At 70.2% G+C, this 22,493-nt stretch carries 23 protein-coding genes and 1 pseudogene; 10 read left to right on the top strand and 14 right to left on the bottom strand.

Annotation, left to right across the window (positions count from 1 at the left end; translation table 11 throughout):
* Window positions 1-96 precede the first annotated feature (96 nt).
* Both AB0958_RS39560 and AB0958_RS39555 read right to left on the bottom strand, forming a co-directional pair.
* The gene (locus AB0958_RS39560) at window positions 97-645 is read right to left on the bottom strand and encodes a TetR family transcriptional regulator (protein ID WP_366895319.1); all 549 of its coding nucleotides are present in this window, start codon (window positions 643-645) and stop codon (window positions 97-99) included.
* On the bottom strand, window positions 645-965 hold the full coding sequence (locus tag AB0958_RS39555) for a multidrug efflux SMR transporter (RefSeq protein ID WP_366895318.1): 321 nt from the start codon (window positions 963-965) through the stop codon (window positions 645-647). Before AB0958_RS39555 ends, AB0958_RS39560 begins: the two co-directional genes overlap by 1 nt.
* Window positions 966-1,289: 324 nt before the next feature.
* Here AB0958_RS39555 and AB0958_RS39550 point away from each other — a divergent pair, with 324 nt between their 5' ends.
* The gene (locus tag AB0958_RS39550; RefSeq protein WP_366895317.1) at window positions 1,290-2,183 is read left to right on the top strand and encodes an AbfB domain-containing protein; all 894 of its coding nucleotides are present in this window, start codon (window positions 1,290-1,292) and stop codon (window positions 2,181-2,183) included.
* A gap of 67 nt (window positions 2,184-2,250) precedes the next feature.
* Here AB0958_RS39550 and AB0958_RS39545 read toward each other — a convergent pair whose 3' ends face one another.
* Genes AB0958_RS39545 through AB0958_RS39510 form a run of 8 tightly spaced genes read right to left on the bottom strand, consistent with a single transcriptional unit; the run spans window position 2,251 to window position 8,821 of the window.
* Window positions 2,251-2,583 (bottom strand): metal-sulfur cluster assembly factor, encoded by a 333-nt coding sequence (locus AB0958_RS39545; RefSeq protein ID WP_094214784.1) that lies wholly within the window; start codon window positions 2,581-2,583, stop codon window positions 2,251-2,253.
* Window positions 2,580-3,050, bottom strand: a complete 471-nt coding sequence (gene sufU / locus AB0958_RS39540; protein ID WP_366895316.1) for a Fe-S cluster assembly sulfur transfer protein SufU — start codon at window positions 3,048-3,050, stop codon at window positions 2,580-2,582. Before sufU ends, AB0958_RS39545 begins: the two co-directional genes overlap by 4 nt.
* Window positions 3,051-3,068: 18 nt before the next feature.
* Window positions 3,069-4,325 carry a cysteine desulfurase gene (locus tag AB0958_RS39535; RefSeq protein WP_366895315.1) on the bottom strand — a complete coding sequence of 419 codons (1,257 nt, stop codon included), beginning with the start codon at window positions 4,323-4,325 and terminating at the stop codon, window positions 3,069-3,071.
* Window positions 4,322-5,086 carry a Fe-S cluster assembly ATPase SufC gene (sufC, locus tag AB0958_RS39530; protein ID WP_132886099.1) on the bottom strand — a complete coding sequence of 255 codons (765 nt, stop codon included), beginning with the start codon at window positions 5,084-5,086 and terminating at the stop codon, window positions 4,322-4,324. Before sufC ends, AB0958_RS39535 begins: the two co-directional genes overlap by 4 nt.
* An 8-nt stretch (window positions 5,087-5,094) precedes the next feature.
* Entirely contained in the window at window positions 5,095-5,424 is a 330-nt protein-coding gene (locus tag AB0958_RS39525) for a non-heme iron oxygenase ferredoxin subunit (protein WP_366895314.1), read from the bottom strand.
* Window positions 5,421-6,605: a Fe-S cluster assembly protein SufD gene (gene sufD / locus AB0958_RS39520; protein ID WP_366895313.1), complete on the bottom strand. Its 1,185-nt coding sequence runs from the start codon at window positions 6,603-6,605 to the stop codon at window positions 5,421-5,423. Before sufD ends, AB0958_RS39525 begins: the two co-directional genes overlap by 4 nt.
* A 57-nt stretch (window positions 6,606-6,662) precedes the next feature.
* Window positions 6,663-8,084: a Fe-S cluster assembly protein SufB gene (gene sufB, locus AB0958_RS39515; protein WP_046733478.1), complete on the bottom strand. Its 1,422-nt coding sequence runs from the start codon at window positions 8,082-8,084 to the stop codon at window positions 6,663-6,665.
* Window positions 8,081-8,821, bottom strand: coding sequence for a metalloregulator ArsR/SmtB family transcription factor (locus AB0958_RS39510; RefSeq protein WP_366895312.1), 741 nt, complete (start codon window positions 8,819-8,821; stop codon window positions 8,081-8,083). The genes sufB and AB0958_RS39510 overlap by 4 nt, the downstream gene beginning before the upstream one ends.
* Before the next feature lie 172 nt (window positions 8,822-8,993).
* Between AB0958_RS39510 and AB0958_RS39505 the strand changes: the two genes are divergently transcribed.
* Genes AB0958_RS39505 through AB0958_RS39490 form a run of 4 tightly spaced genes read left to right on the top strand, consistent with a single transcriptional unit; the run spans window position 8,994 to window position 12,588 of the window.
* The gene (locus AB0958_RS39505; RefSeq protein ID WP_366895311.1) at window positions 8,994-9,854 is read left to right on the top strand and encodes an AAC(3) family N-acetyltransferase; all 861 of its coding nucleotides are present in this window, start codon (window positions 8,994-8,996) and stop codon (window positions 9,852-9,854) included.
* A complete protein-coding gene (locus AB0958_RS39500) occupies window positions 9,844-10,767 on the top strand; it encodes an ABC transporter ATP-binding protein (RefSeq protein WP_366895310.1) in 924 nt (307 codons plus the stop codon). Before AB0958_RS39505 ends, AB0958_RS39500 begins: the two co-directional genes overlap by 11 nt.
* A complete protein-coding gene (locus tag AB0958_RS39495) occupies window positions 10,764-11,534 on the top strand; it encodes an ABC transporter permease (RefSeq protein WP_366895308.1) in 771 nt (256 codons plus the stop codon). The genes AB0958_RS39500 and AB0958_RS39495 overlap by 4 nt, the downstream gene beginning before the upstream one ends.
* 34 nt (window positions 11,535-11,568) lie before the next feature.
* Window positions 11,569-12,588, top strand: a complete 1,020-nt coding sequence (locus AB0958_RS39490; RefSeq protein ID WP_366895307.1) for a COX15/CtaA family protein — start codon at window positions 11,569-11,571, stop codon at window positions 12,586-12,588.
* 25 nt (window positions 12,589-12,613) lie between these two features.
* Here AB0958_RS39490 and AB0958_RS39485 read toward each other — a convergent pair whose 3' ends face one another.
* The 3 genes from AB0958_RS39485 to AB0958_RS39475 all read right to left on the bottom strand — a co-directional run bounded on the left by AB0958_RS39485 (window position 12,614) and on the right by AB0958_RS39475 (window position 15,214).
* Complete coding sequence (locus AB0958_RS39485) at window positions 12,614-13,720, bottom strand: amidohydrolase family protein (RefSeq protein ID WP_366895306.1); 1,107 nt, start codon at window positions 13,718-13,720, stop codon at window positions 12,614-12,616.
* Window positions 13,721-13,884: 164 nt separating this feature from the next.
* A complete protein-coding gene (locus AB0958_RS39480) occupies window positions 13,885-14,205 on the bottom strand; it encodes a hypothetical protein (protein ID WP_366895305.1) in 321 nt (106 codons plus the stop codon).
* 55 nt (window positions 14,206-14,260) lie between these two features.
* Entirely contained in the window at window positions 14,261-15,214 is a 954-nt protein-coding gene (locus AB0958_RS39475) for a heme o synthase (protein WP_366895304.1), read from the bottom strand.
* Window positions 15,215-15,602: 388 nt separating this feature from the next.
* Between AB0958_RS39475 and tkt the strand changes: the two genes are divergently transcribed.
* The 5 genes from tkt to pgl are packed head-to-tail and all read left to right on the top strand — an operon-like array spanning window position 15,603 to window position 22,234.
* The gene (gene tkt, locus AB0958_RS39470) at window positions 15,603-17,690 is read left to right on the top strand and encodes a transketolase (protein WP_366895303.1); all 2,088 of its coding nucleotides are present in this window, start codon (window positions 15,603-15,605) and stop codon (window positions 17,688-17,690) included.
* Between the two features lie 33 nt (window positions 17,691-17,723).
* Window positions 17,724-18,842 (top strand): transaldolase, encoded by a 1,119-nt coding sequence (gene tal, locus AB0958_RS39465; RefSeq protein WP_366895302.1) that lies wholly within the window; start codon window positions 17,724-17,726, stop codon window positions 18,840-18,842.
* 4 nt (window positions 18,843-18,846) lie between these two features.
* Entirely contained in the window at window positions 18,847-20,385 is a 1,539-nt protein-coding gene (gene zwf / locus AB0958_RS39460) for a glucose-6-phosphate dehydrogenase (RefSeq protein ID WP_366895301.1), read from the top strand.
* Window positions 20,382-21,455 carry a glucose-6-phosphate dehydrogenase assembly protein OpcA gene (gene opcA / locus AB0958_RS39455; RefSeq protein WP_366895300.1) on the top strand — a complete coding sequence of 358 codons (1,074 nt, stop codon included), beginning with the start codon at window positions 20,382-20,384 and terminating at the stop codon, window positions 21,453-21,455. The genes zwf and opcA overlap by 4 nt, the downstream gene beginning before the upstream one ends.
* Window positions 21,452-22,234 (top strand): 6-phosphogluconolactonase, encoded by a 783-nt coding sequence (pgl, locus tag AB0958_RS39450; protein ID WP_366895299.1) that lies wholly within the window; start codon window positions 21,452-21,454, stop codon window positions 22,232-22,234. The genes opcA and pgl overlap by 4 nt, the downstream gene beginning before the upstream one ends.
* A 68-nt stretch (window positions 22,235-22,302) precedes the next feature.
* Here the strand turns inward: pgl and AB0958_RS39445 are convergent.
* Window positions 22,303-22,493: pseudogene (locus tag AB0958_RS39445) on the bottom strand (glucose-6-phosphate isomerase); the annotation flags it as partial.

Genomic DNA, 22,493 nt, shown 5'->3' with positions numbered 1-22,493 from the left:
TACAGATGTCGCAATCCACACCAGGCCAGAAGGCCCTCACCCATTTCAAGATCTCTCAGCCGAGAACTGCGTCACCAACCTCCGTGGACAGAACACCTAGGCGCGGTGCGGGCCGATCACCCTCGCCAGGGCCTCCCTGGCGTACCCCTCGTCGTACTCCGCCCCCGTCAGCAGCACCTGGAGGCAGATCCCGTCCATGAGCGCGACCAGCGCCCGTGCCGTGACCGGGTCGGTGCGGTGGGCGAGTCGGTGGGCCAGGTCGTCGGCCCACTCGGCGGCGACGGGGCGCAGGGCGGGGCGGCGCAGGGCGGCGAGGTAGAGCTCGTACTCCAGCTCGACGCCGGTGCGGTCACCGGCCAGCCACTCGCCCAGCCAGCCCGCCAGTTCCGCCGCCAGGTCGGTCCGCGGGTCCTCGAGGCCCCCGCGCGAGGCGATCACCTTGGCGAAGCCCTCGCTGGCCTGGCGCAGTGCGGCGACCATGAGCTCGTCGAGGGTGCGGAAGTGGTAGGTCGTGGAACCGAGCGGGACGTCCGCCGCGGCGGCGACGGAGCGGTGACTGAGGCCGGCAAGCCCTTTCTCGCCGACCACCCGGATCGCCGCCTCGATGATCCGCTGCCGGCGCTCCGGGTCGTAACGGCGGGGCATCAGTGCGCACCTCCGAGGTTCAGGACCACCACTCCCCCGACGATCAGCAAGATCCCGGCGACCTTGACCAGGGACAGCCCCTCGCCGAACAGCAGCAGGCCGAGCACGGCGATGGTCGCGGTGCCGACCCCGGCCCAGATCGCGTACGCCGTGCCGATCGACACGGTCTTCAGGGTCTGGGCGAGGAGCAGGAAGGAGACGACGTACCCCAACGCCGTCACCAGCGTCGGCCAGAGTCGGCTGAAGCCGTCGCTGTACTTCATCGCCGTCGTGGCGGCGACCTCGGCGGCTATGGCGCCGGCGAGCGTCAGGTATCCCATGTGTACGAGTGTACGCAACGTTATGTACAGGCGTACACAACCGGCCGCCCGGCACCCCGGAGACCCCGGCCCTCCCCTCAAACAGCTTCATGCGCCACGCAGTTGGGGTTTCCGGGGCGGTCGGCTACAGGTGGGTCACGAACTCCCCTGCCGCCACCCGAAGATGTTTAATGCTCACAGAAAACGCTCGCCCAAACGGCTCCCGGCAGCCCCACGGCTCCACTAGTGTGTGCACCTCCGTGATCCACCTTTGCTTCACACCTCACCCACTTCACCCTCACACCCCCGGCTGCCGCTGCCTTGGCGCCGCTGGAGGAATTGCGCATGCCAGAAACCACCCCCCAACCCCCGCCGCACCCCCAGTGGGAGAACGGCTGGGGTCCCGACACCTCCCGGGCTCCCGGGACCCGAAGACTCTGGCTGGCCGGAACACTGGCGATCGCCACGGTCGTCGCCTGTGTCACCGCGATAGCCGTCAGCCACCACACCACTGACCAGGCGTCGCCTCCGCCGGTCACCGGCGCGGCCCTCGACAACGGCCCCGGGCTGCTCTCCTTCGCCTCGCCGACGACCTCGGGCGGAGCCACCCAGCCGAAGGGCATCTCGGGCATGTCGTCGGCCTCCGTGTCCGGCAGCCCGTCCCCCGACGCGACCGGCGGGAAGCACGGCACCGGCGGTGCGAAGGCCTCGCCGTCCGCCGCGAAGCCCTCCAAGTCGTCCGCCTCAGGAGGAAGTTCCGGCGGCGCGGGCGGCTCCGGCGGCTCCGGCGGTTCAGGCGGTTCGAGTACGCCGACCGGCGCAGGCGGCACCTCAGTCCGCTCGGTCAACTACCCGGACCGGTACTGGCACGTGAGCGGCAGCTACGTCAAGCTGGACCAGCCAGGCGGCTCCGAGTCCCGGCAGGACTCCACTTTCTCGCTGGTCAAGGGCCTGGCGAACAGCTCCTGTTACTCCTTCGCCACGCACGACGGGCTGTACCTGCGCCACCAGAACTTCGTGCTGCGCGCCGAGCGCAACGACGGCAGCGGACTGTTCCAGCAGGACGCCACCTTCTGCCCCCAGAGGACGGGGTACTCGAACGATGTACTGTTCCAGTCGGTGAACTACCCCAATTACGCCCTGCGTCACAAGAACTTCCAGCTGTACCTGGACCCGTACGGCTACAACACCACCAACCGCGAGGACTTCTACTTCGACCTGGTGGACGGGCTGAGCTGAGACGCAGAAAAGCGGCGGCGACCCGAGCCGGGTGCCGCCGCTTTCACGCGCGGGGGGGGGCGGAATCTCAGACGTTGAACCCGAGCGCCCGCAGCTGCTCGCGGCCGTCGTCGGTGATCTTGTCGGGGCCCCACGGGGGCATCCAGACCCAGTTGATGCGCAGTTCGCTGACGAGGCCGTCCGTGGCGGACTTGGCCTGGTCCTCGATGACGTCGGTCAGCGGGCAGGCCGCCGAGGTCAGGGTCATGTCGATCGTCGCGATGTTCGCGTCGTCGATGTGAATGCCGTAGATCAGGCCGAGGTTGACGACGTCGATGCCCAGCTCGGGGTCGACGACGTCGTACAGCGCCTCACGGAGTTCCTCCTCCGAGGCGGGCTTCATCTCAACGGTCTCGCTCATGCCGTCCTCCTTTCGGCGTCGGCCGCGCCAGCCAGCGCCTGGGCCGTCGCGTCCTTCCACGCCATCCAGCTCAGGAGGGCGCACTTGACCCGTGCGGGGTACTTGGAGACCCCGGCGAACGCGACGGCGTCCTCCAGGACGTCCTCCATCGCCTCGTCGGGCTCCAGCCTGCCCTTGGACTGCATCAGTTCCAGGAAGGTCTCCTGGATCTTCTGCGCGTCCGCCAGGTCCTTGCCCACGAGGAGTTCGTTCAGTACGGAGGCGCTCGCCTGGCTGATCGAGCAGCCCTGGCCCTCGTACGAGACGTCCTCGATCGTGGTGCCGTCGTACTTCACTCGGAGGGTGATCTCGTCGCCGCACGTCGGGTTCACATGGTGCACCTCGGCGTCGCCATCCCTGAGACCACGCCCGTGCGGGTTCTTGTAGTGGTCCAGGATGACTTCCTGGTACATCGAGTCCAGCTTCACGGTTTCAGCTCACGCCCTTCAGCCGAAGAAGTTCCGTACGTGCTCCAGGCCCTCGACCAGAGCGTCGACCTCGGCCGGCGTGGAGTACAGATAGAACGACGCTCGCGTGGTCGCAGGAATTCCGTAGCGCAGGCAGACGGGACGGGCGCAGTGGTGGCCGACCCGGACCGCGATGCCCTGCTCGTCGAGGACCTGGCCCACGTCGTGCGGGTGGATGTCCCCGAGTGTGAAGGAGATCGCCGCGCCCCGGTCCTCGGCCGTGGCGGGACCGATGATCTTCAGCTCGGGAACCTCGGTGAGACGCTTGACCGCGTACTCCGTCAGCGCGTGCTCATGGGCGAGGATCTTGTCCATGCCGATGGCGTTCAGGTAGTCGATCGCCGCGCCGAGACCGACCGCCTGGGCGACCGGGGGGGTGCCCGCCTCGAACTTGTGGGGGGCCGGAGCGTAGGTCGAGGAGTGCATCGACACCGTCTCGATCATCTCGCCGCCGCCGAGGAACGGGGGCAGGTCCTCGAGCAGCTCCTGGCGGCCCCACAGGACGCCGATGCCGGTCGGGCCGCACATCTTGTGGCCGGTGAAGGCCACGAAGTCGGCCTGGAGGGCCTGCACGTCCAGCGGCATGTGCGGGGCGGCCTGGGAGGCGTCGATGCAGACCAGCGCGCCGACCTCCTGCGCGCGCCGGATTATCGTCTCGACCGGGTTGACCGTGCCCAGGATGTTCGACACCAGCACGAAGGAGACGATCTTCGTCTTCTCCGTGATGACCTCGTTGATGTTGGACAGGTCGAGACGGCCGTCGTCGGTGAGGCCGAACCACTTCAGTTTCGCGCCCGTGCGCTGCGCGAGCAGCTGCCACGGCACGATGTTGGAGTGGTGCTCCATCTCCGTGATGACGATCTCGGTCTCGTGGTCCACCCGGTAGGGCTCGTCGGCCCAGCCCAGCATGTTGGCCACGAGGTTCAGCGACTCGGAGGCGTTCTTGGTGAAGATCACCTCGTCGCGGCTGGGCGCGTTGATGAACTCGGCGACCTTGTCGCGCGCGCCCTCGTACAGCGCCGTGGCCTCCTCGGCGAGCACATGCACACCGCGGTGGACGTTGGCGTTGTAGCGCTCGTAGTACTCGCTCAGGGCGTCCAGCACCTGGCGCGGCTTCTGCGAGGTCGCCGCGTTGTCCAGGTAGACGAGCTTCCGGTCGTCGTGGACCAGCCGGTCCAGGATCGGGAAGTCCTTGCGGATCGCCTCGGTGTCGAGGAGGCCCGGCAACTGTGTCACTCGGATGCGCCGCCCTTCGTGTAAGCCTCGTAGCCCTCGTTCTCCAGCTTGTCGGCCAGCTCGGGACCGCCGGACTCGACGATCCGGCCACCGGCGAACACGTGCACGTGGTCGGGCTTGATGTAGCGCAGGATGCGCGTGTAGTGCGTGATCAGCAGGGTGCCGACCTCGCCGGTCTCGCGGACGCGGTTGACGCCCTCGGAGACGATGCGGAGGGCGTCGACGTCGAGGCCGGAGTCGGTCTCGTCGAGGATCGCGACCTTCGGCTTGAGCAGTTCGAGCTGGAGGATCTCGTGGCGCTTCTTCTCACCGCCGGAGAAGCCCTCGTTCACGTTGCGCTCGGCGAAGGAGGGGTCGATGCTGAGGCGCTCCATGGCCTCGCGGACCTCCTTCACCCAGGTGCGCAGCTTGGGGGCCTCGCCGCGGATGGCGGTGGCGGAGGTGCGCAGGAAGTTGGAGACCGAGACGCCGGGGACCTCGACCGGGTACTGCATCGCCAGGAACAGGCCCGCGCGGGCGCGCTCGTCGACGGACATCTCCAGGACGTCCTCGCCGTCGAGCAGCACGGTGCCGCCGGTGATCGTGTACTTGGGGTGACCGGCCAGCGAGTAGGCGAGGGTCGACTTGCCGGAGCCGTTGGGGCCCATGATGGCGTGCGTCTCGCCCTGCTTCACGGTGAGGTCGACGCCCTTGAGGATCTCCTTCGTGGCGTTGTCGGCCTCGACGGTGACGTGCAGGTCTCGGATTTCAAGCGTTGCCATGGATTGCCTCAGGACTCCTGGGTGAGGGAGACGAGCACGTCGTCCCCTTCGATCTTTACGGGGTATACGGGGACGGGGCGCGTGGCCGGGAGGCCGGACGGCTTGCCGGTGCGCAGGTCGAAGCTGGAGCCGTGCAGCCAGCACTCGATCTGGCAGTCCTCCACCTCGCCCTCGGAGAGCGAGACGTTGGCGTGGGAGCAGATGTCGTGGATCGCGAACACCTCTCCCTCGGTGCGGACGACCGAGACCGGCGTGCCGTCGAGTTCCACCCGCTTCGGGGTGTCCTCCTCCAGCTCGCTCAGTCCGCAGACGCGCACGAACGCGGTGGGGGCTGTCATGCGACCGAGGCCTCCAGCTCCTCCTCGATCTTGGCGAGCAGGCGCTCCTCGATGTCGGCGACACCGATCTGCTGAACCAGTTCGGCGAAGAAGCCACGGACGACGAGGCGGCGGGCCTCGTGCTCCGGGATGCCGCGGGCCATCAGGTAGAAGAGCTGCTCGTCGTCGAAGCGGCCGGTGGCGGAGGCGTGGCCGGCGCCGACGATCTCACCGGTCTCGATCTCCAGGTTCGGCACCGAGTCGACGCGCGCGCCGTCCGTGAGGACCAGGTTGCGGTTCATCTCGTAGGTGTCGGTGCCCTCGGCCCTGGCCTCGATGAGGACGTCACCGATCCAGACGGCGTGCGCCTGCTCGCCCTGGAGCGCGCCCTTGTAGGCGACGTTGGACTTGCAGTGCGGGGCGTTGTGGTCGACCAGCAGGCGGTGCTCCTGGTGCTGGCCGGCGTCGGTGAAGTACAGGCCGTAGAGCTCGGCCTCGCCACCGGGGCCCGCGTAGGACACGCGCGGGTGCAGTCGTACGACGTCGCCGCCGAAGGTGACGACCACGGACTTGAGCGTGGCGTCCCGGCCGACCAGGGCGTTGTGCTGGGCGACGTGCACGGCCTTGTCGTCCCAGTCCTGGACGGAGACGACGGTCAGCTTCGCGCCGTCGCCGAGCAGGTAGTCGACGTTGGCGGCGAGCACCGCGTCACCGGTGTGGTCGATGACGACGACGGCCTCGGCGAAGGCGCCCAGCTCGATCACCTGGTGGCCGAAGGCGGTACCGCCCTCGCCGTGCACGGCGATCCGGATCGGCTCGGTGAGCACCGTCTCCTTGGGGACGGTGACCACGCCGGCCTTCTCGAACGCCGAGTACGCCTGGGCGGCGACGCGGTCCACCGGGGTGCCGGCCCTGCCGAGCCGCGGGTCGCCACGGTCGACGGTCTCGACGGTGACACCCTCGGGGGCCTCGACGGCCACCTTGACGCCCTCGCCGGTGGCGACGGCGGTGCCGTCGTGCAGCCCGCGCAGGCGCTCCAGCGGGGTGAACCGCCACTCCTCCTCCCGGCCGTGCGGGACCGGGAAGTCCGCGACGTCGAAGGACGGCGGCGCGCTCATGCGCGTGGCGACGGTCGACTCGGCGGCCACCGCGATGGCGCCGGCGGTGGTGGAGCCCACCGGGGTGTTCTGAGCCTCAGCCATGGCTGTCGGTCTGCTCGCTTTCTTGCGTAAAAGTGGCTTGACGGGAGGGGGACGGCGTCAGCCGACCGCGCCTTCCATCTGGAGCTCGATCAGCCGGTTGAGTTCGAGGGCGTACTCCATCGGCAGCTCCTTGGCGATCGGCTCGACGAAGCCGCGCACGATCATCGCCATCGCCTCGTCCTCGCTCAGGCCGCGGCTCATCAGGTAGAAGAGCTGGTCCTCGGAGACCTTGGAGACGGTCGCCTCGTGGCCCATGGACACGTCGTCCTCGCGGACGTCGACGTACGGGTAGGTGTCCGAGCGGGAGATGGTGTCGACGAGCAGCGCGTCGCACAGCACGTTCGACTTGGAGCCCGGGGCGCCCTCGCCGATCTCGATGAGACCGCGGTAGGAGGTACGGCCACCGCCCCGCGCCACCGACTTGGAGACGATGTTGGAGGAGGTGTTCGGGGCCATGTGGACCATCTTGGCGCCGGCGTCCTGGTGCTGGCCCTCGCCCGCGAAGGCGATGGAGAGGGTCTCGCCCTTGGCGTGCTCGCCCATCAGGTAGACGGCCGGGTACTTCATCGTCACCTTGGAGCCGATGTTGCCGTCGACCCACTCCATGGTGGCGCCCTCGTAGGCGACGGCGCGCTTGGTGACCAGGTTGTAGACGTTGTTCGACCAGTTCTGGATGGTCGTGTAGCGGCAGCGGGCGTTCTTCTTGACGATGATCTCGACGACCGCGGAGTGCAGCGAGTCCGACTTGTAGATCGGGGCGGTACAGCCCTCGACGTAGTGCACGTAGGCGCCCTCGTCGACGATGATCAGGGTCCGCTCGAACTGGCCCATGTTCTCCGTGTTGATGCGGAAGTAGGCCTGGAGCGGGATCTCGACGTGCACGCCCTTCGGCACGTAGATGAAGGAGCCGCCGGACCACACGGCCGTGTTCAGCGCGGCGAACTTGTTGTCGCCGGCCGGGATGACGGTGCCGAAGTACTCCTTGAAGAGCTCCGGGTGCTCCTTCAGGGCGGTGTCGGTGTCGAGGAAGATGACGCCCTGCTCCTCCAGGTCCTCGCGGATCTGGTGGTAGACGACCTCCGACTCGTACTGGGCGGCGACACCGGCGACCAGGCGCTGCTTCTCCGCCTCCGGGATGCCCAGCTTGTCGTAGGTGTTCTTGATGTCCTCGGGCAGGTCCTCCCAGGACTCCGCCTGCTTCTCCGTGGAGCGCACGAAGTACTTGATGTTGTCGAAGTCGATGCCGGAGAGGTCGGAGCCCCAGTTCGGCATGGGCTTCTTCTCGAAGAGCTTCAGGCCCTTGAGACGCAGCTTGGCCATCCACTCCGGCTCGGACTTCTTGCCGGAGATGTCGAGGACGACCTCCTCGCTGAGGCCACGCCTGGCGGAGGCACCGGCCACGTCGGAGTCGGCCCAGCCGTATTCGTACTTGCCCAGGCCTTCGAGCTCAGGGTGGGCAGTCTCCGTGGGGAGAGTCATGCGGGGTTCCTCCCGGCCGTGCTTGCAGATGCGTCAGTGGAAGTCGTGGTCTTGGGGATGAACGTCGTGCAGACGCCGTCGCCGTGCGCGATGGTCGCCAGCCGCTGGACGTGGGTTCCGAGCAGCTCGGCGAAGATCTCCGTCTCCGCCTCGCACAGCTGGGGGAACTGCTCCGCGACGTGGGCGACCGGGCAGTGGTGCTGGCACAGCTGTTCGCCGACCGGTGCGCTGCGCGCCGTTGCAGCGTACCCGTCCTGGCTCAGGGCCTTGGCCAGCGCTTCGGCGCGCTTGTCGGGGCTCACGCCCTCGATCGCCCTGCGGTAGACGCTCGCCTGGGCGGTGATCCGGGCTCGCGCGAAGGCGGCGACCGCCTCCTGGCCGCCCTCCCGCTCGGCGATCCAGCGCAGCGCGTCGGCGGCGAGCTTGTCGTACGACTGGTCGAAGGCGTCGCGGCCGCAGTCGGTGAGGGCGAAGACCTTGGCGGGCCGGCCGCGCGTCCGCGTGCCGTACACCCGCTGCTCGCGCGCCTCGACGACGTCGTCGGCGACCAGTGCGTCCAGATGCCGGCGCACGGCCGCCGGGGTCAGCCCCAGGCGCCCGGCCAGCTCGGTGACGGTCGACGGGCCGTGGTCCAGGATCGACCGCGCGACCCGGTTGCGCGTCGAGCGCTCACCGGTCGCGAGCTCTTCCTGCGGGGCCCCCATGGGGGTCTCCCGAGCCTCGCCGACGTTTTTCACAACGCCATTGTTGCGTAATTCCTCAGGGGCAGGCAAGCCGCGTCCGGGCGACGGCGCGGTGCCCTGCGTCACTTAGGTCTACCTAATCCGACCTGCGGAAACGATCTTTGATCGATCGTCCTCGGCCAAACCGGTGGCGCGCCACGGCCCTCCTCCGGAACACTCGCGAACCATGCCCACACCCCCTCCGACCGGCCCCCTTGTCACCCGGGACAGCCTCACCGAGCAGCTGCGCGCGCTCGGCGTCCGGCCCGGCGAGGTCCTCCTGGCCCACACCTCGCTCAGCTCGCTCGGCTGGGTCAACGGCGGACCGGTGGCCGCCGTCCAGGCGCTCCTCGACGCCCTCGGCCCGGACGGCACCCTGGTGGTCCCCACCCAGACCGGCGATCTCTCCGACCCGGCGCTGTGGCGCGACCCGCCGGTGCCCGAGGACTGGTGGCCGCGGATCCGCGCGACCATGCCCGCGTACGACCCCCGGACCACGCCCTCGCGCGGGGTCGGGGTGATCCCGGAAACCGTGCGGAACTGGCCGGGCGCCGTGCGCAGCGCGCACCCGCAGACCTCCTTCGCCGCCGTCGGTCCGCGCGCCGCCCGGATCCTCGACGGCCACGCCCCCGACTGCCGGCTCGGCGAGCACAGCCCGCTGGCCCGGCTGGAGGCGCTGCACGCGCGCGTGCTGATGCTCGGCACCGGCTATGACACCTGCACCGCCTTCCACCTCGCCGAGTACCGGATCCCCGCCCCTCGGGTCCGGGTCGGGCGGCCCGCCACGGGCGGCGGCTGGGAGGAGGTGACCGAGGTGTCGATCACCTCGGACCGCTTCGAGGAGCTGGGCCAGGACTTCGAACGCGACCGCCCGGTGGTCCTGCGCGGCACGGTCGGCGCCGCCGGGGCGCGGCTCTTCCCGGTGGCGGACGCGGTCGCCTACGCCGAGCGGTGGCTGGCCGTGCACCGGCCCCGTGAGGAGGAGATCCAGTACCCGGCCGTCCGGGTGACGGGAGACGTCCTTAGACTCTGTCACCATGCGAAGTGAGCCCGTGGTCCAGGTGCGGGACCTGGTGAAGCGGTACGGCACGAAGACCGCCGTGGACGGCCTCGACCTGGTGGCCCGCCCGGGCGTGACCGCCGTGCTCGGCCCCAACGGAGCGGGCAAGACGACGACGATCGAGACCTGCGAGGGGTACCGGAGACCGGATTCCGGCTCGGTGCGCGTCCTGGGCCTCGATCCCGTACGGCAGTCCGCCGAGCTGCGCCCCAGAGTCGGAGTCATGCTCCAGTCCGGCGGTGTCTACTCGGGCGCGCGCGCCGACGAGATGCTGCGGCACGTGGCCAAGCTGCACGCGCACCCGCTGGACGTGGACGCGCTGATGGAGCGGCTGGGCCTGGGCAGCTGCGGCCGGACCTCGTACCGCCGGCTCTCCGGCGGCCAGCAGCAGCGCCTGGCGCTCGCCATGGCCGTGGTCGGCCGCCCGGAACTGGTCTTCCTCGACGAACCGACCGCCGGGCTCGACCCGCAGGCCCGCCGCGCCACCTGGGACCTGGTGCGGGACCTGCGCACCGACGGCGTCTCGGTCATCCTCACCACGCACTACATGGAGGAGGCCGAGCAGCTGGCCGACGACGTCGCCGTCATCGACGCCGGCCGGGTGATCGCCCAGGGCTCCCCCGAGGAGCTGTGCAGGGGCGGCGCCGAGAACACGCTGCGGTTCGCCGGCCGCCCCGGACTCGACGTGGGCTCCCTGCTCAAGGCGCTCCCGGCGGACTCGACCGCGGCCGAACTGACCCCGGGGTCGTACCGGGTCACGGGCAAGGTCGATCCGCAGCTGCTGGCCACGGTGACGTCGTGGTGCGCCCAGCACGGGGTGATGCCGGACCGGATCTCGGTGGAACGCCACACCCTGGAGGACGTCTTCCTCGAACTGACCGGCAAGGAGCTGCGCTCATGACCACCGCGACGGGTACCTACGCCCCCCGGCCGGGCGCCGCCCCGCTGCCCCGCATGATCGCGGCGCAGGCCGCCCTGGAGACGCGGATGCTGCTGCGCAACGGCGAGCAGCTGCTGCTGACCGTCGTCATCCCGACCCTCCTGCTGGTCCTGTTCAGCTCGGTGGACATCGTCGACACCGGCGCCGGGAAGTCGGTCGACTTCCTCGCCCCCGGGATCCTCGCCCTGGCCGTCATGTCCACGGCCTTCACCGGCCAGGCCATCGCCACGGGCTTCGAACGCCGGTACGGCGTCCTGAAGCGGCTCGCCTCCTCGCCGCTCCCCCGCTGGGGCCTGATGGCGGCGAAGACGGCGTCGGTCCTGGTCACCGAGATCCTCCAGGTGATCCTGCTGACGGTGATCGCCTTCGCCCTCGGCTGGTCCCCGCACGGCAACCCGCTCGCGGTCCTGCTCCTCCTGGTCCTCGGCACGGCCGCGTTCTCCGGCCTGGGCCTGCTGATGGCGGGCACCCTCAAGGCGGAGGCCACCCTGGCGGCCGCCAACCTGGTCTTCCTGCTGCTGCTGGTGGGCGGCGGGGTCGTCATCCCGCTGGACAAGTTCGGCGGCGCCCAGTCGGTGCTCGGCCTGCTGCCCGTCTCCGCCCTCTCGGACGGCCTGCGGGACGTGCTGCAGCACGGTGCCGGGACGCCCTGGGGCGACCTGGGGATCCTTGGGGTGTGGGCGGTGCTGGCGCTGGCCGCGGCGGGACGCTTCTTCCGCTGGGAGTGACCCTCGTGAACGCATGCACAAGCGGCCCCCTACCATGGTGCTCGTGCCAAAGCTGACCCCCACCGATGTCGTTGCGGCCCTGCGCAACCCGCTCGCCTTCATCGCCGACCGCTGGACCCCGGATCCCCGGACGGTCCGGCGGGCCGCCCTCACCGCGCTCGTCATGTCGGTGGTCATCGTGGTCACCGGGGGTGCGGTGCGGCTCACCGGCTCCGGCCTCGGCTGCCCGACCTGGCCCGAGTGCACCGACGGCTCGCTGACCCCGACGACCGCGCTGAGCTACCACAGCGCCATCGAGTTCACGAACCGCATGCTGACCTACGTGCTGTGCGCGGCGGTCGGCTGGGCGATCATCGCCGCCCGGTCCGAGAAGCCGTACCGGCGCAGCCTGACCCGGCTGGGCTGGGCGCAGTTCTGGATCGTGATGGGCAACGCGATCCTCGGCGGCATCGTGGTGCTCGTCGGCCTCAACCCCTACACCGTCGCCGCCCACTTCCTGCTGGCGACGGCCCTCATCACGGTCGCCGCGGTGATGTGGCAGCGCACCCGCGAGGGCGACGGGGAGCCGCGCCCGCTGGTCGGCAAGGCCGTGCGGCAGCTGGTGTGGGCGCTGGTGGCCGTGTCGCTGCTGCTCATCGCCGCGGGCACGGTGGTGACCGGTGCCGGACCGCACCCGGGCGACTCCGGCGAGGTCGAGCGCATCGACGTCAGCTGGTCGGGCGTCGCGGAACTGCACGCGGTGTTCGCCTGGATCGTGGTGTCGCTGACCTTCGCGCTGTGGTTCTTCCTCAAGGGCGTCGACGCGCCCCGCGGTCCGCGCGACCGGGTCCGCGAGCTGTTCCTGATCCTGCTCGGGCAGGGCGTGATCGGTTACGTCCAGTACTTCACCCACCTGCCCACGGTCCTGGTGGGCCTCCACATGTTCGGCTCCTGCCTGGTGTGGATCGGTGTCCTGCGGGTCCTGCTGTCCCTGCGGGAACGCGCCGAGGCCACCGCCGAGCTGCCCGCCCAGTCGTACGACGCGGTGGGCGCGGCGGCCGCCCGCGCAGAGTAGTCCCGGAGCCGTCCCGGGGCACGGCTCACCGCAGTCCGTAGACCCGGCGTGCGTTCCCCGCCGCGATCAGCCCGGCCACACGCTGGGCGTCGGCCGGCGACCAGGCGCCCTCGGCGACCCAGGCGCCGAGGACGCGGGCGAGGGACTCGCGGAAGAGGCGGGCGCCGACGACGTGGAGTTCCGGCAGGCCGTGCGCGCCGCTGGAGAACAGGATCTTGCCGAACGGGGCGAGTTCGAGGATCTCGGCGAGGATCGTGGCGGCCCGGGCCCCGGTGCGGACCAGGGCCGCGCCCGAGTCGGCGAAGACGTGCGGGAAGACCCCGGCCAGATGGGCCGCGTGCCGGTGGTAGGGGTAGCCGTGCAGCAGGATCAGGTCGGTGCCGAGGCCCGCGGTGGCCCGGACGAAGTCCGTGAGCAGCACCGGATCCGTACGGTCGATCCGGGCGCCGGGCTCGGCGAGGCCCGCGTGCAGTTGCAGGGGCAGACCGGAGGCCACCGCGATCCACAGCAGGTGGCGCAGGAGGACCGGGTCGGACAGTTCACCGCCGACCCGGCGGGCCGCCAGCCAGCGGCCCGCGGCACCGCGCACCTCGCCGGGACCGGGCGGCTCGGGGGCCAGGGCCAGGCCGTGCCGCAGGCCCGCGACCGAGGTGAAGGCGACCGCGTTCGCCGCCGCGCCGTGCACCGAATCGGCCAGGTTGGCGAGGAACGACTCGACGGTTCCCGAGGTGTCCGCGACCTGTTCGGCGAGGAGTTCCAGGCGGACGATCTCACGGGCCTCCGCGTCGCCGGTGGAGGCCATCTCGGTGGGGCCGGTGAGGTCGCCGGGGAGGCCGGTGTCGACGAGGTAGGTGGTGATGCCGCTGCCGCGCAGGAGCCGGCGGCCGGCCTCCAGGACGCCGAGTTCGCGGCGCCGGGCCAGGTAGCGGGCGGGCGGACAGTGGGGTTCCAGGCCGAGGAGCGGGGGGCACCAGCGGCGTACCGCGAAACCGGTCTGGGTGTCGAAGAGGGTGGTGCCGGGGGCGGGGGGGCCTTCGGTGCGGGCGAGCTGGGCCTCGAAGGTGCCCAGGCCCAGCTCGGTGCGGAGCACTCCGTGGCAGTACTGGTCCACCAGGGACGGCGTGTCGATCATCCGGGCTCCCCGTGGACGACGGTTGCTTAACCGTCTTAACGGGTGAACGGGATCGAAGTCGCGGTTCAGCTCGGGAGTACGGGTCGAGGGCGGCTGCGGGCCGGGGGTGGCTTGTCGCGCAGTTGCTCGCGCCCCTGACGGGGCGCTCACCCGCGAGCGTCGAATCAGCCGCCGATCTGGATGCCCGCCATGCGCTTCCACTCGTACGGGCCCGTCGTCACCTTCGCCGCGAGGTCGCCGTCGAAGGACTCGTGGGCGGTGATGCCGGACTTGGCGACCGCCTGCTCGGCGATCTCGTACGTCGGGGCCACCAGGTCGCCCCAGCCGCCGTCCTCGCCGACGAGGACGATGCGGGCGCCGCGTTCGCCGATGTAGGCCACCTGGCCCTCGGCGCCGCCGTGGGCCCTGGCGAAGGTGCCGATCTGCTGGGCGAGGCGCGCGACCTTGCGCTCGGCCTTCTTGTCCACCTGCTCCGTGTCTGCCATGGACAGGATGCTACCGACGGGTAGATCGATTGGCGACGGAAGGGCCGAGTGACCCTTACCTCAGGAAGGGGTCGACCGCCACGGCCACGAAGAGCAGCGAGACGTAGGTGATGGACCAGTGGAACAGCCGCATCTCCTTGAGCTTCCCGCCCGTCACCTCTGCCTTGGCACGGTTCTGCAGGGCGTGCGCCTCCCACAGCCACCAGCCGCCCGCCACCAGCGCGACCAGCGTGTAGAACCAGCCGGTGTAGCCGAGCGGGGTGAGGAGCAGGGAGACGGCGACCATCACCCAGCTGTAGATGACGATCTGCTTGGCGACCACCTTGTTGGAGGCGACCACCGGCAGCATCGGCACGCCCACGCGCGCGTAGTCGTCCTTCACCTTCATGGACAGCGGCCAGTAGTGCGGCGGCGTCCAGAAGAACATGACGAGGAACAGGATGATCGGCGCCCACGACATGGAGTTCGTGACGGCCGACCAGCCGATCAGCACCGGCAGACAGCCCGCGATACCGCCCCAGACGATGTTCTGCGAGGTACGGCGCTTGAGGATCATCGTGTAGACGACGACGTAGAAGAGGAGCGCTCCGAGTGACAGCCAGGCGCTCAGCCAGTTGACGGTGAAACCGAACAACAGCGTGGAGACGACCGCCAGGGTGATGCCGAAGGCGAGGCACTCGCGCGGGCTGACCATGCCGGTCACCAGGGGCCGCTGCGAGGTGCGGTCCATCAGCGCGTCGATGTCCCGGTCGATGTACATGTTCAGCGCGTTCGCGCCGCCCGCGGAGAGATAACCGCCCACGCAGGTGAGCAGCACCAGCGTCAGGTCGGGCACGCCCTGCTGAGCCAGGAACATCACCGGAACGGTGGTGATGAGCAGCAGCTCGATGATCCGTGGCTTGGTCAGCGCCACGAAAGCTTTGACACGGGCCCCGAACGGCCGGTGACTCGGGCTCTCGCTCGCACCGAGTACCCCCGCTGGACGGGATTCGACGGCCGTCACGCACACCCCTGACAGAGACTCCCAGCGAGCCCGCCGTGTGAACTGACGGTGAAGGCTCGCGCGTACCACGCCACTTTAGACGTTGCCCATACCCCGATCTTCGCGGGGGTGGGGTCGTGTTGGCGGGGGACTCGACAGAGGGGTGGGGTGGCTCGATTGAGCAGTCAGATGAGCGGCTCCGTATTCACCTGCATTCGTGTGCCGACACGCCTTCCCGGCCAGTCGGGAGGCAGATCCCCGCGAGGCCCGGCAGTCTGTAAACACTCGAAAAAATGCACGTCCTTACGGGGGTAGGCTCGACAGCGGCCGGTGGGCACCCGGTACACCGGCAGCCGGTGTGGGCGTGTGCCCGTGGACCGGTATCCGAACATGTGGAGAGGAGCCCTGACTCAGGGTGAGCACCAAGCCGACCACCACAGACCTCGACTGGACCGAGTTGGACCAGCGGGCCGTAGACACCGCCCGCGTCCTGGCCGCCGATGCCGTACAGAAGGTCGGCAACGGCCATCCGGGTACGGCGATGAGCCTGGCGCCGGCCGCGTACACCCTCTTCCAGAAGGTGATGCGGCACGACCCGTCCGACCCCGACTGGGTGGGCCGCGACCGCTTCGTGCTGTCCGCAGGTCACTCGTCGCTGACCCTCTACACGCAGCTCTACCTGGCCGGCTTCGGCCTGGAGCTGGAGGACCTCGAAGCCTTCCGCACCTGGGGCTCCAAGACCCCGGGCCACCCGGAGTACGGCCACACCCGGGGCGTGGAGACCACCACGGGGCCGCTGGGCCAGGGTGTCGCCAACGCGGTGGGCATGGCCATGGCCGCCCGCTACGAGCGCGGCCTGTTCGACCCCGAGGCGCCGCAGGGCGAGTCGCCGTTCGACCACTACATCTTCTGCATCGCCGGTGACGGCTGCCTGCAGGAGGGCATCTCCGCCGAGGCGTCCTCGATGGCCGGGCACCAGAAGCTCGGCAACCTGATCCTGCTGTGGGACGACAACCACATCTCGATCGAGGGCGACACGGAGACGGCCGTCTCCGAGGACACCGTCAAGCGGTACGAGGCGTACGGCTGGCACGTGCAGCGCATCGCCCCCAAGCCGGACGGCGACCTGGACCCGCACGCCATCTACAACGCGATCGAGGCCGCGAAGGCGGTCACGGACCGGCCGTCGTTCATCGCGATGCGCTCGATCATCGCCTGGCCCGCCCCGAACGCGCAGAACACCGAGGCCGCGCACGGCTCGGCGCTCGGCGACGACGAGGTCGCGGCCACCAAGCGCGTCCTCGGTTTCGACCCGGAGAAGTCCTTCGACGTGGCCGACGAGGTCATCGCGCACACCCGCAAGGCCGGGGAGCGCGGTGCCGCCGCCAGGGCCGAGTGGGAGAAGTCCTTCCAGCTGTGGCGTGACAACAACGCCGAGCGTGCCGCCGACTTCGACCGGATCGCCGCGGGCGAGCTGCCCACCGGCTGGGAGGAGAAGATCCCGGTCTTCGAGCCCGGCAAGGGCGTCGCGACCCGGGCTGCCTCCGGCAAGGTGCTCCAGGCGCTCGGTGCGGTGATCCCCGAGCTGTGGGGCGGTTCCGCGGACCTGGCCGGGTCGAACAACACGACCATCGACAAGAACAGCTCGTTCCTGCCGGCCGGCAACCCGCTGCCGGAGGCGGACCCCTACGGCCGCACCATCCACTTCGGCATCCGCGAGCACTCGATGGGCGCGGAGCTGAACGGCATCACCCTGCACGGCAACACCCGTGTCTACGGCGGTACGTTCCTCGTCTTCTCCGACTACATGCGCAACGCCGTGCGTCTGTCGGCGCTGATGCACCTGCCGGTGACGTACGTGTGGACCCACGACTCCATCGGCCTCGGCGAGGACGGACCGACCCACCAGCCGGTCGAGCACCTCGCCTCGCTGCGCGCCATCCCCGGCCTGAACGTGGTCCGCCCGGCGGACGCCAACGAGACCGCGATCGCCTGGCGCGAGATCCTCAGGCGCTACACGAAGGTGTTCGGCAAGGGCGCCCCGCACGGGCTGGCGCTGACCCGCCAGGGCGTGCCGGTGTACGAGCCGAACGAGGACACCGTCAAGGGCGGTTACGTCCTGTTCGAGGCGTCGAACGGGACCCCGGAGGTCATTCTCATCGCCACCGGCTCCGAGGTGCACGTCGCCGTCGAGGCGCGCGAGCGTCTTGAGGCCGACGGGGTGCCCACCCGCGTCGTGTCCATGCCGTGTGTGGAGTGGTTCGAGGAGCAGGACCAGGGGTACCGGGACAGCGTCCTGCCGCCGTCCGTCAGGGCTCGTGTCTCGGTCGAGGCCGGCATCGGTCTCACGTGGCACAAGTACGTCGGGGACGCCGGCCGCATCGTTTCCCTGGAGCACTTCGGTGCTTCCGCCGACGGCAAGGTGCTCTTCCAGGAGTTCGGCTTCACTGCCGAGAACGTGGCCGACAAGGCCCGGGAATCCATCGCCGCCGCCCAGCGCTGACGCTCACATACGACCCGTAGGAGATGTAATTCCATGACAGACGCACTCAAGCGCCTCTCCGAAGAAGGCGTCGCGATCTGGCTGGACGACCTGTCGCGCAAGCGGATCACGTCCGGCAACCTCGCCGAGCTGATCGACCAGCAGCACGTCGTGGGCGTCACCACCAACCCGACGATCTTCCAGAAGGCGATCTCCCAGGGCGACGGCTACGACCAGCAGGTCTCGGACCTCGCCGCCCGCAAGGTCACCGTCGAAGAGGCCATCCGCATGATCACCACGGCGGACGTCCGCGACGCCGCCGACATCCTGCGCCCGGTCTTCGACGCGACCGACGGCCAGGACGGCCGGGTGTCGATCGAGGTCGACCCGCGCCTGGCGCACAACACCAAGTCGACCGTCGCCGAGGCCAAGCAGCTGGCCTGGCTGGTGGACCGGCCCAACACCCTCATCAAGATCCCGGCCACCGAGGCGGGCATCCCGGCGATCGCGGAGGTCATCGGCCTCGGCATCAGCGTCAACGTCACGCTGATCTTCTCGCTGGAGCGCTACCGCAAGGTCATGGACGCCTACCTGACCGGCCTGGAGAAGGCCAAGGAGCGCGGCCTCGACCTGTCGCAGATCCGTTCGGTGGCGTCGTTCTTCGTGTCCCGGGTGGACACCGAGATCGACAAGCGCCTCGACGGGATCGGCACCGACGAGGCGAAGGCGCTGCGCGGCAAGGCCGCCGTCGCCAACGCCCGGCTCGCCTACCAGGCGTACGAGGAGGTCTTCTCCTCCGACCGCTGGAACGCGCTGGAGTCCGCGGGCGCCCGCAAGCAGCGCCCGCTGTGGGCCTCCACCGGCGTGAAGGACCCGGCGTACAAGGACACCATGTACGTCGACGATCTGGTGGCGCCGAACACGGTGAACACCATGCCGGAGGCCACCCTCTTCGCGGTCGAGGACCACGGCGAGATCACCGGCGACACGATCACCGGCACGTACGAGCAGGCCCGCGCCGACCTCGACGCCGTCGAGGCGCTCGGGATCTCGTACGACGACGTGGTCCAGGTCCTGGAGGACGAGGGCGTCGACAAGTTCGAGGCGTCCTGGAACGACCTGCTCAAGTCGACCCAGGCGGAGCTGGAGCGCCTGGCCCCCTCGGAGGGCTGATCACTTGTCACTCCTTTCCGGTTCCGGAGCGAACCCGCTTCGTGACCCCGCGGACCGACGGCTCCCGCGTATCGCGGGGCCGTCGGGCCTGGTCATCTTCGGCGTCACGGGCGACCTCTCCCGCAAGAAGCTCATGCCCGCCGTGTACGACCTGGCCAACCGGGGTCTGCTGCCGCCGGGCTTCTCCCTGGTCGGCTTCGCCCGCCGCGAGTGGGCCCACGAGGACTTCGCCGCCGAGGTCCACGACGCGGTCAAGGAACACGCCCGCACCCCGTTCCGCGAGGAGGTCTGGCAGCAGCTCATCCAGGGGATGCGCTTCGTCCAGGGCACCTTCGACGACGACGACGCCTTCGAGCGGCTGCGCTCCACCATCGAGGAGCTGGACAAGGCGCAGGGCACGGGCGGCAACTTCGCCTTCTACCTGTCCGTCCCGCCGCGCTCCTTCCCGGTGGTCATCCAGCAGCTGAAGAAGCACGGCCTGGCCGACCAGTCCGGCGGCTCCTGGCGGCGCGCGGTCATCGAGAAGCCCTTCGGCCACGACCTGAAGTCGGCCGAGGAGCTCAACAAGGTCGTGCACGAGGTGTTCGAGCCGGACCAGGTGTTCCGGATCGACCACTACCTCGGCAAGGAGACCGTCCAGAACATACTTGCGCTGCGCTTCGCCAACACCATGTTCGAGCCGATCTGGAACCGGTCCTTCGTGGACCACGTGCAGATCACCATGGCCGAGGACATCGGCATCGGCGGCCGCGCCGGCTACTACGACGGCATCGGCGCCGCCCGTGACGTCATCCAGAACCACCTCCTCCAGCTGATGGCGCTGACCGCCATGGAGGAGCCCGCCTCCTTCGACGCGGACGCGCTGGCCGCGGAGAAGGAGAAGGTGCTCGGCGCGGTCCGGCTCCCGAAGGACCTGGGCAGGTCGACCGTGCGCGGCCAGTACGCGGCCGGCTGGCAGGGCGGCGAGAAGGTCATCGGCTACCTCGAAGAGGACGGCATCGACGCCCAGTCGAAGACCGACACCTACGCCGCCGTCAAGGTCGAGGTCGACAACCGCCGCTGGGCGGGCGTCCCCTTCTACCTGCGCACCGGCAAGCGCCTCGGCCGCCGGGTCACCGAGATCGCCGTCGTCTTCCAGCGGGCCCCGCACTCCCCCTTCGACCACACGGCGACGGAGGAGCTGGGCCAGAACGCGATCGTCATCCGCGTCCAGCCCGACGAGGGCATCACGGTCCGCTTCGGCTCCAAGGTGCCGGGCACCTCGATGGAGATCCGGGACGTGTCGATGGACTTCGCCTACGGCGAGTCCTTCACCGAGTCGTCCCCGGAGGCCTACGAGCGGCTGATCCTGGACGTGCTGCTGGGCGACGCCAACCTCTTCCCGCGCACGGAGGAGGTCGAGCTGTCCTGGAAGATCCTCGACCCGATCGAGGAGTACTGGGACACGCACGGCAGGCCCGCGCAGTACAAGTCGGGCACCTGGGGGCCCGTCGAGGCCGACGAGATGCTCGCACGAGACGGACGGAGCTGGCGCCGGCCATGAAGATAGACCTCACGGACACCACGGCCGCCAAGGTCAACAAGGCGCTGGTGCAGGGCCGCCGGGCCATCGGGACGCCCGCCGTGGGCATGGTGCTGACCCTCGTCATCGTCACCGACGAGGAGAACGCGTACGACGCCCTGAAGGCGGGCAGCGACGCCTCGCACGAGCACCCGTCGCGCACGCTGGTCGTCATCAAGCGTGTCTCCCGCTCCCCCCGCGACCGTACGGCGTCCCGGCTGGACGCCGAGGTCCGGGTGGGCGCGGACGCGGGCACCGGCGAGACGGTGGTGCTGCGGCTGTACGGCGAGGTCGCCGACCACGCCGACTCGGTGGTGCTGCCGCTGCTGCTGCCGGACGCGCCGGTCGTCGTCTGGTGGCCGGTGAACGCCCCGCTCGACCCGGCGAAGGACCCGCTGGGCGCCCTCGCCCAGCGCCGGGTCACCGACACCTACGCGTCCGAGCAGCCGGTACGGGAGCTGTCCGCCCGCGCCGACGCCTACACGCCCGGTGACACGGACCTGTCCTGGACCCGGATCACGCCCTGGCGCTCCATGCTGGCGGCGGCCCTGGACCAGGTGACCTGCGAGGTCCGGGCCGTCGAGGTGGAGGGCGAGGAGTTCAACCCGAGCTGCGAGCTGCTGGCGATGTGGCTCGCGGACCGCCTGGACGTCCCCGTCAAGCGGTCGCTCTCCTCGGGCCCCGGTCTCACGGCGGTCCGTATGCAGACCACCCGGGGCCCGATCGCGCTGGACCGCGCCGACGGCTCCCTCGCCACCCTGTCCATCGACGGCCAGCCGGACCGCGCGGTGGCGCTGAAGCGGCGGGACACGGCCGAGCTGATCGCGGAGGAGCTGCGCCGGCTCGACCCGGACGACACCTACGCGTCGGCACTGCGGTTCGGTGTGGAGCGGCTGAACGCGTCCGCGGCGGCGCCGGCCGTCCCGGAGCCGTCGCCCAAAGGAGAACCGGTCACCGTCGCGGCGGCTCCCGACGCCGCTGCCGAGGCTCCCCCGACAGAGGCGGCGCCGCAGCAACCGGCACCGCTGAAGAAGAGGGCGAAGGCGACATGAGCACTCCCCAGCTGGTCGTGCACCACGACAAGGAGCTGATGGCGCAGGCCGCCGCGGCCCGCCTGATCACGAAGATCGTGGACGCGCAGGCCTCCCGCGGCGAGGCGTCCGTGGTCCTCACGGGCGGCCGCAACGGCAACGGTCTGCTCGCGGCCCTGGCCACGGCGCCCGCCCGGGACGCCGTCGACTGGAGCAGGCTCGACCTGTGGTGGGGCGACGAGCGCTATCTGCCCGAGGGTGATCCGGAGCGCAACGTCACCCAGGCCCGCGAGGCACTGCTGGACCAGGTCCCGGTGGACCCGAAGCGCGTGCACGCCATGCCCGCGTCGGACGGCCCCTGGGGTGCGGACGTGGACGCGGCGGCCGAGGCCTACGCGGCGGAGCTGGCGCAGGCCGCCGACCCCGAGAACCACGGTCCGGTCCCCACCTTCGACGTCCTGATGCTGGGCGTCGGCCCGGACACCCACGTGGCGTCGCTCTTCCCGGAGCTGCCCGCGGTCCGCGAGACGGAACGCACGGTGGTGGGCGTCCACGGCGCTCCCAAGCCGCCGCCGACCCGGGTCTCCCTCACCCTGCCCGCCATCCGTTCGGCCCGCGAGGTCTGGCTGCTGGCGGCGGGTGAGGACAAGGCCGAGGCCGTCGCCATCGCCCTCTCGGGCGCGGGTGAGATCCAGGCCCCGGCAGCGGGCGCCAAGGGCCGCAGGCGCACCCTGTGGCTGCTGGACGCCGCAGCGGCGGCCCAGCTGCCGAGGTCGCTGTACCCGCCGGCGTCGCCGTGAGGACACCCGCCTGAGAGAGCCCGTACGGCCGTCGGCCGTACGGGCTCTGTCACGTCCGGGCTCCGGGCCTACCGGCCGCGCAGCTCCCGGTACTTGGCCACCAGTGCCTTGGTCGACGGGTCGAGGCCGGGGACGTCCGCGCCCTCCGTCAGGGCCGGTTCCACGCGCTTGGCGAGGACCTTGCCGAGTTCCACGCCCCACTGGTCGAAGGAGTCGATGTTCCAGACGGCGCCCTGGACGAACACCTTGTGCTCGTAGA

The sequence above is a fragment of the Streptomyces sp. NPDC006655 genome (assembly GCF_040703965.1).
Lineage (GTDB): Bacteria > Actinomycetota > Actinomycetes > Streptomycetales > Streptomycetaceae > Streptomyces.
Note: the sequence above shows the minus strand (reverse complement) of the source record. Positions and strands in the feature narration are given on the sequence as shown.